The sequence below is a fragment of the Aeromonas sp. ANP5 genome (genome assembly GCF_963870295.1).
Classification (GTDB): domain Bacteria; phylum Pseudomonadota; class Gammaproteobacteria; order Enterobacterales; family Aeromonadaceae; genus Aeromonas; species Aeromonas veronii.
In genome coordinates, this window is record NZ_CAWMRY010000063.1 from 1 (window position 1) to 11485 (window position 11485).

Below are 11485 nucleotides of genomic sequence, written 5' to 3' on the forward strand. Positions count from 1 at the left end.
ACAGCGCGGGAGAGAGGTGCTGCTCCCTTTGCATATCAGCCTTAGAGGCTGGCGCAGATCTGCCACAGATCGTACTGGATAGCGGCTGCGGTCACTTCCCGACCCGCCCCCGGTCCCTGGATCACCAGCGGGTTGGTGCGGTAGCTGTCGCTCTCGATGGCGAAGATGTTGTCGCACGGCAAGAGGTTCGCAAACGGGTGATGGGGCTCCAGCGCCTCCAGTCCGACCCGCGCCTTGCCGTCATGCTCGAAGCGGGCCACGTAGCGCAGCACCTTGCCGAGGCGCTTGGCCCCTTCGAAGGCGGTCTGGATAGGGCCATCCAGCTCTTTCAGTCTGTCCATGAACTGATCGGCGGTCACCTTGCGCAGCGGGACGGGCACCAGATTCTCCAGCTCGATATCGGCGGAGTCGAGCTCGAAGCCCGCCTCCCGCGCCAGAATGAGCAGCTTGCGCCGCACATCCTGACCGGAGAGATCCTCGCGGGGATCCGGTTCGGTCAGGCCGTGCTGCCACGCCTTGTCCACCAACTCGGAGAAGGGGCGAGTGCCGTCATACTGCTGGAACAGCCAGGAGAGGGTGCCGGAGAAGATGCCGGAGACCCCCTGAATGCGGTCGCCGCTCTGGCGCAGCATCTGGATGCTGGACTGGATTGGCAACCCGGCACCCACGGTGGCGTTGTAGCGCCACTGTACCTGATGGTCACGGCAGGTCTGTTTGATGCGCTGGTAGAACTCGCTGTCGGCGGCGCCGGCAAACTTGTTGGCGGCGATGATGTGAATGCCGAGCTGGGCAAAATCCGGATAGTAGCGGCTCACCGTTTCGCTGGCGGTCATGTCCAGCGCAATCAGCGCGTCGAAGCCGTGCTGCTCAAGCTGGGAGAGCAACTCCGGCCAGATCAGCGGTTTGGGATTGAAGTTGTCCTGTACCTTGAGGGGGTTGAGTCCCTCTTCATCGAGGAGACCCCCTTCCGAGCTGAACACCCCGTAGAGGGTGAGCGCCAGATTGAGTTCATGTTCCAGCCGTGCCTTTTCACGAGCGTAGAGGCTCAGCCAGTGGCCGCCGATATTGCCCTTGCCGAACACCACCAGTCCAACCCGGGTCGGGCGGCTGAAGAGGGCGCTGTGCAGGGCGATGAGCAGCGGCTCCAGCACTACCTGACGCAGCACGGCCACCAGACTCAGGCCATCTCGGGCCACCTGTACGAACTCCAGTGGTTGATCTGCCAGCAGCTGATAGAAGCGGTGACACTGCTCCGCGTTGTCGGTGACACCGGCGCCGACCAGCGCCACCAGACTGAACCCCTCTTTCTGAATGAGGCCGCTGAAACTCCCTTGCAGCTGGAAGTCGCGCAGCAGCTCGAAGGCGCCTTGTGCTACCTCAAGGGTGTAGGCGAGACGCAGGATCCGGCGATCCGGCTGGCGCTGCAGGGTGAGCGGGTTGAGGCGGTGACGGGCCAGATGGGCCTCGATGGTGGCCACCGTCTGCTCATAGTTGGTCTGCGGCAGCACCTTCAGCTCGATGAGGGCGATCTGATCCACCGAGGAGACGATGCGGGCGCCGCCGGAGCGGGGGGCGCGGCGCAGGATATGGGTGCAGCCCTCGTCCGGGTTGTAGCTGCAGCGCAAAGTGAGGCGCTGGCGGCTGTCGGCCACAGGTTGCAGGGTGCGCGAATGCAATACCGAAGAACCAAGGCGGGCCAGCTCGTTGGCTTCGGCGAGGCTCAGGCGCTCCAGCAGACGCGCCTCCTTCACCCGACGGGGGTCGGCGCTGTAGACCCCGGCCACGTCGCTCCAGATGGTGGTGGATTCGCCGTCCGCCAGCAGCGCCAACAGGCTGGCGCTGTAGTCGGATCCATTGCGACCGAGTAGCAGGGAGCGCCCCTCCATGTCGGCGGCGATAAAGCCGGTTACCACGATGCGACCGGCATGCTCCGCCAGTCGCGCCTTGAGCTGTTCGCTGGAGAGGGCGGTATCCACCTTGACCAGAGCGCCATCCTCGGCGCGCAGGAAACTGCGGGCATCGAGCCAGATAGCCTTGTCGCCGCGGCTGGTGAGCAGGGCTGCCAGCAGGCGCGCCGACCACACTTCGCCAAAGGCGAGCAGTCCGTTGCGGGCGAAGCGGTCAAACTGTCCCTCCAGCGTTTTGGCGATCAGCTGCATGTCGTCGGCCAGTTGCTTGCTCAGGTCGAGCTGCAGTTCGCCCTCCAGCAAGCCGTCGATCAGGCTCTGCTGATAGGCCTGAAGGGCCGAGATGGCTTCACCGGCGGCTTCGTCCCCCGCTTCGGCCAGCTCCACCAGCTGGATCAGCCGGTTGGTGGTCTTGCCGGCGGCGGAGACCACGATCAGTTCATCCCCGCCCACCTGTTGTTCAACGATACTGGCGACCCGGCGATAACAGACCGGATCCGCCAGACTGCTGCCACCAAATTTGTGGACGTGACGCCGCTTCAATCCTGCTTCTGCTGCCACCGCGATCTCTCCTTGTTGCTGCTGTTCCATTACTTCGCTACCTGTTCTGCCTGCTGCGCCTGTTCAAAAGCCTGAGCCAGATCGGCCACCAGGTCTTCACCGTGTTCAATACCGACCGACAACCGCAGCAGTTGGGCGCTGATGCCTGCTGCCTGCTGCGCGACCGGGGTCATGGCCCGGTGGGTCATGCTGGCCGGATGGGCCACCAGACTCTCCACCCCGCCGAGGGACTCGGCCACCGAGAAGAGGGTGAGGGCCGCGAGGAAGGCGCGAATGCCCGCCTCGCTGCAATCGAGTTCAAAACTTAGCATGGCGCCGAAGCCGGACTGTTGACGGCGCGCAATATCGTGGCCCGGATGGCTAGGCAGGCTGGGGTGATAGATGCGTTTCACCAGCGGCTGCTGTTGCAGGAAGGCGAGGATGCGGTCGGTGTTCTCCTGATGGGTGCGCAATCTGGGGGCCAGAGTGCGCAGGCCGCGCAGGGTGAGGTAGGAGTCGAACGCCCCGGAGGTGAGCCCCAGACAGTTGGCCCACCACACCAGCGACTCGGCCAGTGCTGCCTCCTTGGCAATCGCCACTCCGCCCACCACGTCGGAGTGGCCGTTGATGTACTTGGTGGTGGAGTGCACCACCACATCGGCACCGAGGGCCAGTGGCTGTTGCAGCAGGGGGGAGAGGAAGGTGTTGTCCACCACCACCTGTGCACCCACCTCATGAGCTGCACTGGCAATAGCGCTGATATCCACCACCCGCAGCAGCGGGTTGGAGGGGGTCTCCACCCATACCAGCGCAGGCTTTTGCGCCAGCGCGGCGGCCAGAGCGGCCTCGTCACCCTGATCGACAAACTGCACCCGGTAGTGGCCCTTGGCCGCCAGATACTCGAACAGGCGCCAGGTGCCGCTGTAGCAGTCGTGGGGGGCGAGCAGCAGATCCCCCGCCTTGAGCAGGGCTGTGGTGACCAAATGAATGGCGCCCATGCCGGTGCCGGTAACCACGGCGCCAGCGCCCCCTTCCAACGCCGCCAGCGCGTCCGCCAGATTGGTGCGGGTCGGATTGCCGGAGCGGGCATAATCGTATTGACGGGGCTCGCCAAAGTCGGCAAAGGTGTAGTTGCTGGAGAGGTAGATGGGGGGCACCACGGCACCGTGTTGCTGGTCTGTCTCAATCCCGGTGCGAACCGCCAGGGTGGCCTTGTGGGTCATATCACTCTCCTTGATGTCTCTTTACACGCAGGCATCTTGCTGCCACGCGCCATCCCGCCATTGCGGGCTCATGGTCAACCACACTACGCCAGCTTAAAAAAGCCGTCAACACTTCCAGACGTCTAAATGGCTTTGCTGTTGGATTGCCATTAATTTCCTTAAGGGTTAAAATCCGCGCTCACGGCTAAATGAGAACAGGTGAGTCATGGGAACAGAGTGGAACGGCGACTACGTCAGCCCCTACGCGGAACACGGTAAGAAGAGCGAACAGGTCAAGAAGATTACCGTCTCGATCCCGCTCAAGGTGTTGAAAGTGTTGACCGATGAGCGCACCCGCCGTCAGGTGAACAACCTGCGTCATGCGACCAACAGCGAGCTGCTCTGTGAAGCCTTCCTGCACGCTTTCACCGGCCAGCCGCTCCCTTGCGACGAAGATTTGCGCAAGGATCAACCGGACAGTGTCCCGGCTGAAGCGCGCGCCATCATGGAAGCGCTGGGCAAAGAGATCGAAGATTTCGACAAGGAATAATCCCCAATGACGCGGCCCTGGCCGCGTCATTGCTATCTGCCATGTCCCGCTTCAGCCTGCGCCACTATCACCACCACGTCTGCAGTCATAGCCACGACTTTGCCCAACTGGTGATCCCCCTCGACGGCCCCCTCGAGATCGAGGTGCAGGGCCGGGGGCGCAGGCTTGCCCCCGGTTCTGCCTGCGTCATCGCCCCCGGTGAGCGACACGACTATGCCGCCGATCCCGCGCTTTCGTTTCTGGTGCAGGAGAGCGACTGGCTACCCGGCGATCTGGCGGCTTGCCCCTTTATCGAGCTGGATGAGCCCCAACGCCACTACCTCGCGTTTCTGCACCGCATGGTGGCCGAAGGGCGGCAGGTGGCGGGCATGGCGCAGGTGTGGCTCTCCCTGCTGGCGGAAGGGCAGGGGATGAAGAGCGCAGCCATTCCACGCCTTGCCGCCCGCATCCTCAAGGTGCAACGCCATATCGATGCCAACCTCGCCGCCCCGCTGACCAATCAGCAACTCGCCGCCATCGCCTGCCTTGGCCAGAGCCAGTTCAAGCTCGCCTTTCGCCAGCAGTTGGGGGTAAGCGTCTCCCACTACATTCGCAGTCGGCGCATGGCTCTGGCGCGCACCCTGCTTGCCGGTACGCAACTGCCCGTTGGCGAGATTGCCTGCCGCTGCGGCTACCAGAATCAGGGGGCCTTCGGCGAGCGCTTCCTGGCCGAGACCGGGCTCACGCCCTCCCTCTGGCGCCAGCAAAACGGCCACCTGCCGCAACGAAACGGCTGATCGCCGAAGACGGGATGCTCTCTTTGGGCCATGCTGCGGGTCATGCAAGGTGCACGATAAACAGGAGCCGAAATGGAGACGATTAGCTGGCAGGATTTCGAGATGGTGGAGCTGAGGGTGGGCACCCTGGTGCGGGTCGAGCCGTTCCCCGAGGCGCGCAAACCGGCCTACAAGGTGTGGGCGGATTTTGGCCCCGAGCTGGGGATACGCAAGAGCAGTGCCCAGATCACCGCCCTCTACCAGCCAGAGCAGCTGGTGGGCCGCCAGATCATCGCTGTAGTCAACTTCCCGACCAAACAGATAGGGCCGTTTCAGTCTGAATTTCTGCTGACCGGTTTCTACCGGCCGGATGGCGCCGTAGTGATGGCTATTCCCGAGCGGGCGGTGGAGAACGGCGCCAGGCTGGGCTGAGCGCACACCCGAACAGAGACAAGAGAGGCGACCCCGGGGTCGCCTCTCTTTTTGTTATCTGCTGCGAGTCGTTACTTCAACAGGCTGAAGATCAGCGCCGATACCGCCAGCGAACCGGTCAGCAGGATAAAGCCGTTGGTCCAGCCGTGACGGAAGCGGGCCAGCGCCTCCACCTTGTAGATGGCAATCACCGGCATGATGAACAGGATCATGGCGATGACCGGGCCGGAGAGGGTTTCCATCAGCCCCAGAATGCCCGGGTTGATGACGGCGGCCCCCCAGATAGAGAAGAACATCAGGGCGATACCGACCTTGTCCGCCTTGGCCAGCGGCAGGCCGGTGGGCTTGGCGATCAGGCTTTTCAGGCTCTCGCGGGCACCGAGGAAGTGGCCAAGGAAGGAGGAGCTGATGGCGATAAAGGCGATGAGGGGCCCCAGAGTCACGATCACCGGGTTGTCTGTGATATTGGCGAGATAGGAGAGCACAGAGACGTTCTGGGCCTTGGCTTCAGCCAGCTGGGCTGGCGAGAGGCTCAGCACACAGGAGAAGACGAAGAACAGCACGAAGCCTACCAGCATCACAGTTGTGTTGCGCAGGATCAGGCCGCTCTTGGCTTCTGCCTGCTCGCCATATTCACGACGCTGCACGTTGGCAAAGCCGGAGATGGCGGCGGCGTGGCTGAAGGCGAACACGGTGACCGGCAGCGCCAGCCAGACAGTGTTGAGGAAGCTGACCCCTTCAAACGCCGCCACTTCCGGCCATTGCCACTGAGGGATCAGGTAGCAGGAGAGGGCCGCCAGAATGGCCGCCAGCGGATAGACCATAAAGGCGAAGGCGCGCAGCATCGCTTTCTCACCCGCCAGCATCACGGCGATCATGGCGAATACCAGCACGCCGGAGAGCATCACCCGATCCGGGGTCGCCATGCCGAGCTGGTTGACCATAAAGCTCTCCACCGTGTTGGTCAGTCCGACCCCGTAGATGAGCAGGATCGGGAAGATGGAGAGGAAGTAGAGCGCAGAGATGAGGCGACCGGCCATCTTGCCGAAGTGCTCCTCCGCCACTTCGGTGAAGTCGGCGTGGGGGCGTGAAGAAGAGAGCACGAAGCGCGCCAGCCCGCGGTGGGCGAGGAAGGTCATGGGGCCTGCCAGTACTGCGACGATGACGAGGGGCCAGATGCCGCCCAGACCCAGATTGATGGGCAGGAACAGGATACCGGCGCCAACGGCGGTGCCAAACAGGCTGATAACCCAGTGGGTGTCGTGACGGCGCCAGCGGGTGGTGCTGGCAGTGGTGGAGCAGGAACCGGATAGCTCCTTGGTAGCCTCTACAGATAAACTCATTACTAATTCACTTTTTGTTAGTGTTTTAATCTGAGTTCATTGTGGTTTATCGGGATTTAATTCTCAAAAGGCGAGACTGAAACATATCACTGCCATTGCGGGGTTTAGCCAGCGAGATTGGGAATGGAATCTGGATCACAGAATGCAACAAAACTGACAATGGTGATTTTTGTGAAATATAAAACCAAAATTTGATCTGCACTCATTTTTTTATTTTGGCTAATCAGGTGTTTTCAGAATTACGTGAAAAATCGCACCATTTCTCGCCGACCGATTGTGATGTTTCACTATCATTTTGCCGCTTTGCCAGCGTATCACGCTGTTCAAGAGCGCCTTGACCAGCGGATCACTCCGGTCATCACCCGGGGTAACTTCTCTGAAAAAGCAGGCGGCTATCGGGCCGCCTGCTTGTCTGGTGTGATGATATCGCTATCCGTCTAGTGGGCCAGAATGTTGCCCCAGGCGAGATCCGGATCCCCCATCACGATAAAGTCAGGGTTTTCCAGCGACTCGGTTTCGTTGTAACTGAGTGGCTGCAACGCCAGGCTGAGGATGCGGCCACCGGCCGCCTCGACGATGCACTGGGCGGCGGCGGTGTCCCACTCGCCGGTGGGGCCGAGCCGCACGTAGCAATCGGCCGCCCCTTCCGCCACCAGACAGGATTTGAGGGAGCTGGAGCCGAGCGGGATCAGCTCGTAGTTGATGGCCGGGTTGAGGCGGCGAGTGAGCTTCTCCAGCTTCTGGCGGCGGCTGATGGCCACCACCAGCGAGTCAGGCTGGTCATGCTCGTGGTGCATGGCGCTGATGGGCAACACCTCGCCGTTCACCTCCTTGAAGGCGCCGTAGCCACGCACCGCCCAGTAGAGCACGTTGGACTCGGGGGCGTAGATGACCCCGAGCACCGGCACATTGTCCCGCACCAGGGCGATCAGGGTGGCGAAGTCGCCGCTGCCCGCGATAAATTCGCCAGTGCCGTCGAGGGGATCCACCAGCCAGTACTGTCGCCAGTTGGCGCGCTGGCTGAAGGGGATATCGGCCGCCTCTTCGGTCAGCACCGGCACATGGGGGGTGAGCGCCGAGAGCGCCTGTTTCAGGTAGGCATCGGCAGCAAGATCGGCACTGGTGACCGGGGTCGCATCCTCCTTCAGCTGACGCTCGAACTGACCGCCGTGATAGATGTCGTGAAGGATCCTTCCGGCTTCGCGGGCAATCTCCTTGACCCCCGGCACCCAGGCCAACAACTCCTGCATCTCGTTATCCTCTGTCTGTTAACTGCCCGTCTGCGGGCTACTCTGCCTGCTCCGCCAGCCACTTTTGGGTCAAGAGCAGGGCACTGATGCTGCGCGACTCGGTGAAGTCGGGCCGCGCCAGCAATTCGTCGATCCGGTTGAGTGGCCAGGGGATCACCTCCAGCGGTTCGGGCTCGTCGCCGATCCGCTGCTCGGGGAAGAGATCCCGGGCCAGTAAAATGTCCATCCGGCTGGAGAAGTACCCCGGCGCCAGCGACACCTGCTTGAGCAGGGTCAGGCTGTTGGCGCCAAAGCCCGCCTCCTCCATCAGCTCCCGGTTGCCCGCCTCGAAGGCATCTTCACCCGGGTCGATCAGCCCCTTGGGAAAACCCAGCTCGTAGGAGTGGGTGCCCGCGGCATATTCGCGCACCAGCAGCAGGGTGTGGGCATCGAACAGCGGCACCACCATGACGGCGCCCCGGTTGCCACCGCGCATCCGCTCGTAGACCCGCTCTTCGCCATTGGAGAATTTGAGGTGTAGCGATTCCACCTTGAACAGTCGGCTCTCGGCGACGATATCGGCCTTGAGGATCTCCGGCTTGCTCTTGGGGTGATCCAGTTGGTCGGCTGAGATGTGCTCGGGTTTGCTCTTGTGGGGGTCGCTCATCGGACGCTGGCTGCTCGTTAAAAAATCGTGCTTCAAGAGTAAACGACTCTCACACCGAACACCACGGGCCAGGGATGGCAAAGGGGGAGGAAAAATCCGTTATACTGCCGCCCCGTTTTCCGAGATCCGCGATCAAGAGGCCCGATGCCACACTCCCGCTCCACCACCTTGCCCTGGCACCAGATTGATACCGTCTTGCTCGATATGGATGGCACCCTGATCGATCTGCATTTTGACAACCACCTCTGGCAGCAACTGGTGCCGGAGCGTTACGCCGAGCGGCTCGGTCTGTCGCTGGATGAAGCCAAAGCGCAGATTGACGTCCACTATCACGCCGTCAACGGCACCCTCAACTGGTACTGCGTGGATTACTGGAGCGAGACCCTGGGGCTCGACATTCGTGCCCTCAAGCAGGAGCTGCTGGCGAAGATCCAGTGGCGTCCCCATGCCATCCCTTTTCTGGCCGAGTTGCGTGCCGCGGGCAAGCTGCTGGTGCTTTTCACCAACGCCCACCCTGCCAGCCTGTCGGTGAAGGATGCGCAGCTTGGCCTTGCCGAGCATCTGGATCTGATGGTGAGTACCCACGAGCTGGGCTGGTCGAAGGAGAGCCAGCACTGCTGGCAGGCGCTGGCCGAGCGGCTGGCGTTCGATCCTGCCCGCACCCTGTTTGTGGATGACAGCGAGCGGATCCTGCGGGCCGCCGCCGACTATGGTATCGGTTATCAGCTGGCGATCCAGAATCCGGATAGCTGCAAGCCGGAGCAGAGCATCACCGCTTTTCCGGCGATCCGCGACTATGCCGAGTTGCTGCCGCTGGCAATCTGAGTCTGCTGAAACGACAGAGGGCTGCATCATGCAGCCCTCTATCTTTGATTTGAATTATGGTTATCTGACGCCTGATGCCGAAAAATCACAGCTCCCGAAACGGGCGCCGTTTCTCCTCTTCGATGACGATCGCCTCCAGATTGGCGATCCGCTCCTGCAACTCTCTGATGATCATATCTTGCCTGCCGAGGCGGTCGGTGATGCGGGCATCCCCCATCTGATAGCGGGCCCGCTTGCCGAGATATCCGAACAATACGCTGATAAATACGATCAGGACTATGCCTGTCCACATGGTCATGTCACGACTCCTTGTCGTCTATAAACTGCAAAAACGCTGATGGATCCGTTCTGTTTTCTCATAGCCGCCAATTGGCCGCAATGGGGCCCGTTTCGCCTTTGTGATGCAGTTGGCTATTGCTGCCAGAGCGGCCGCCCGACCCAGAGCGCCCACAGGGTGAGGTTTAGCAGCACGATAAACCAGAAGACCAGCCGGTAGCTGCGCTTCTGGGTCTTGTGGCGCAGCCACTGGCGGGCAACCAGCGCCCCCGGCCAGCCGCCGCACAGCTCCAGCAGATGGAGCCTCGATTCGGGAATGCGCCACTCACCCCGTACCGCCTGCCGCTTGTCCCAGGCGTAGGCGGCTACCGTGAGCAGGCTCATGGAGAGCAACACGGCCAGCGGCCACCACTGCTGCTCGTCGAGGCCGAGCCAGAGGGCGGCGCCCAGTGGCAGCAGCGCCAGCGCCATCACTGGGCCAGCTCCCAGCAGCGCTCCTCGTCCTGCTTGAGGGTGCGGATCACCCTGGCCGGATTGCCCACCGCCACCGAGTCGGCCGGGATGTCGCGGGTGACCACGGCGCCGGCGCCAATGATGGAGCGCGGCCCTATGGTGACGCCGGGGCAGATGATGGCGCCACCGCCGATCCAGCAGTCATCGCCGATCCGTACCGGCTTGTTGTAGGCAGTCCAGTTGCGTCGTTCCAGATAGTTCATGGTGTGGGTGGCGGTGTAGATCTGCACGTTGGGGGCCAGCAGCACATGGCTGCCGATATGCACTTCACCCAGATCGAGAATGGTGACGTTGAAGTTGAAGAAGGTCTTCTCGCCGATGTGGATGTTGCGGCCAAACTCGCAGGTGAAGGGCGTGCTGATCCAGCAGGAGTCGGGGCAGTGGCCGAACAGCTCGCGGCAGATCTGCTGGCGCAGAGGGCCATCGCCCGCCGGTGAACCATTGAGCCGGGCCAGCAGCGCCTGACCGCGGATCCGGTCGTTCGCTATCTCCTCGCTCTGGCCATCCAGCGCCCCGCCTGCCAGTACCTTGTCCCAGTCGCTCGCCATTGCTACCTCCTCATGCTGCAAGAGGGGGCAGTATACGTGACAAGCGCGAGAGGCGTCAGTCTGTCACTTCTGGCAGGTGATCCCCGTCATCCTGCTGGCCAGACGAGGGGGAGGATCAGCAGGGCCGAGACGAAGTAGGGGAGCAGCACCCGCAGCCCTAGGCTGCGACCACCGATGCCGAGGGCCAGCAACCCCTTCACCAGCGAGTTGACCAGCCCGGCGAGCAGGATGCCGCGGGCCGCCACCTCCAGCGCCAGCTCCTTGTGGGAGAGTTGGGAGAGCGACAAGGTGATGGCATCCACGTCGGTGATCCCCGACACCAGCGACAGCAGATAGACCCCTGAGTTGCCTACCTTGTCTTGCAGCAGAGTTGCCATAAAGCCGATCAGCGCCAGCAGCAGGCCGAATTTGATGGCGGTGGCCAGATCGAGCGGGTTGCTGGTTTCCGGCTGCACCGGGCCGTCTGTCAGCTCCTCGCGCTGGCGCCAGAACCAGAAGGCAAAGCCGTACACCGTGGTCGCCAGCAACACAAGCGGGGCGGCGAGGCGCATCGCCAGTTCGCTGTGAATGAGCAGCACCAGCACCAGCAGCCGCAGCCACATGGTGGCCCCTGCCAGCAGGATGCCGGTAGCCAGCAGTCGCTCCAGCCCCCCTTGTTCCTTGTTGAGGCGGGCGAACTGCAGGGTAAGGGCGGTGGA

13 protein-coding genes are annotated in these 11485 nt (G+C 62.4%); 4 read left to right on the top strand and 9 right to left on the bottom strand.

All coding sequences use genetic code 11. The features are described 5' to 3' along the window. Window positions 1-41: 41 nt before the first annotated feature. Window positions 42-2498: a bifunctional aspartate kinase/homoserine dehydrogenase II gene (locus AACT07_RS21730; RefSeq protein ID WP_069530007.1), complete on the bottom strand. Its 2457-nt coding sequence runs from the start codon at window positions 2496-2498 to the stop codon at window positions 42-44. Next, window positions 2498-3670: a cystathionine gamma-synthase gene (gene metB / locus AACT07_RS21735; protein WP_069530008.1), complete on the bottom strand. Its 1173-nt coding sequence runs from the start codon at window positions 3668-3670 to the stop codon at window positions 2498-2500. Before metB ends, AACT07_RS21730 begins: the two co-directional genes overlap by 1 nt. A gap of 205 nt (window positions 3671-3875) precedes the next feature. On the opposite strand from metB, the gene metJ reads away from it, so the two are divergent. The 3 genes from metJ (at window position 3876) to AACT07_RS21750 (ending at window position 5386) form a co-directional block, all read left to right on the top strand. Beyond that, the gene (gene metJ, locus AACT07_RS21740; RefSeq protein ID WP_005340251.1) at window positions 3876-4199 is read left to right on the top strand and encodes a met regulon transcriptional regulator MetJ; all 324 of its coding nucleotides are present in this window, start codon (window positions 3876-3878) and stop codon (window positions 4197-4199) included. A gap of 41 nt (window positions 4200-4240) precedes the next feature. After that, window positions 4241-4975, top strand: a complete 735-nt coding sequence (locus tag AACT07_RS21745; protein ID WP_069530009.1) for an AraC family transcriptional regulator — start codon at window positions 4241-4243, stop codon at window positions 4973-4975. 72 nt (window positions 4976-5047) lie between these two features. Then, window positions 5048-5386, top strand: a complete 339-nt coding sequence (locus AACT07_RS21750; RefSeq protein WP_069530010.1) for a tRNA-binding protein — start codon at window positions 5048-5050, stop codon at window positions 5384-5386. Between the two features lie 71 nt (window positions 5387-5457). Here AACT07_RS21750 and AACT07_RS21755 read toward each other — a convergent pair whose 3' ends face one another. The 3 genes from AACT07_RS21755 to nudE form a co-directional block, all read right to left on the bottom strand. After that, complete coding sequence (locus AACT07_RS21755) at window positions 5458-6729, bottom strand: aromatic amino acid transport family protein (protein ID WP_069530011.1); 1272 nt, start codon at window positions 6727-6729, stop codon at window positions 5458-5460. A gap of 437 nt (window positions 6730-7166) precedes the next feature. Continuing rightward, the gene (gene cysQ / locus AACT07_RS21760) at window positions 7167-7979 is read right to left on the bottom strand and encodes a 3'(2'),5'-bisphosphate nucleotidase CysQ (protein ID WP_069530012.1); all 813 of its coding nucleotides are present in this window, start codon (window positions 7977-7979) and stop codon (window positions 7167-7169) included. A 37-nt stretch (window positions 7980-8016) separates the two neighbouring features. Further along, complete coding sequence (gene nudE, locus AACT07_RS21765; RefSeq protein WP_069530013.1) at window positions 8017-8625, bottom strand: ADP compounds hydrolase NudE; 609 nt, start codon at window positions 8623-8625, stop codon at window positions 8017-8019. Window positions 8626-8769: 144 nt separating this feature from the next. On the opposite strand from nudE, the gene yrfG reads away from it, so the two are divergent. Further along, window positions 8770-9450 (top strand): GMP/IMP nucleotidase, encoded by a 681-nt coding sequence (gene yrfG, locus AACT07_RS21770; protein ID WP_069530014.1) that lies wholly within the window; start codon window positions 8770-8772, stop codon window positions 9448-9450. Between the two features lie 85 nt (window positions 9451-9535). On the opposite strand, the gene AACT07_RS21775 is transcribed toward yrfG, so the two are convergent. The 4 genes from AACT07_RS21775 to AACT07_RS21790 all read right to left on the bottom strand — a co-directional run. Continuing rightward, a complete protein-coding gene (locus AACT07_RS21775) occupies window positions 9536-9748 on the bottom strand; it encodes a hypothetical protein (protein WP_041209029.1) in 213 nt (70 codons plus the stop codon). 113 nt (window positions 9749-9861) lie between these two features. Continuing rightward, the gene (locus AACT07_RS21780) at window positions 9862-10200 is read right to left on the bottom strand and encodes a DUF1294 domain-containing protein (RefSeq protein ID WP_069530015.1); all 339 of its coding nucleotides are present in this window, start codon (window positions 10198-10200) and stop codon (window positions 9862-9864) included. Beyond that, window positions 10197-10787: a sugar O-acetyltransferase gene (locus AACT07_RS21785; RefSeq protein ID WP_069530016.1), complete on the bottom strand. Its 591-nt coding sequence runs from the start codon at window positions 10785-10787 to the stop codon at window positions 10197-10199. The genes AACT07_RS21780 and AACT07_RS21785 overlap by 4 nt, the downstream gene beginning before the upstream one ends. Before the next feature lie 86 nt (window positions 10788-10873). Further along, the coding region (locus AACT07_RS21790) for a DUF4010 domain-containing protein (RefSeq protein ID WP_139126509.1) at window positions 10874-11485 on the bottom strand (612 nt) is incomplete at its 5' end.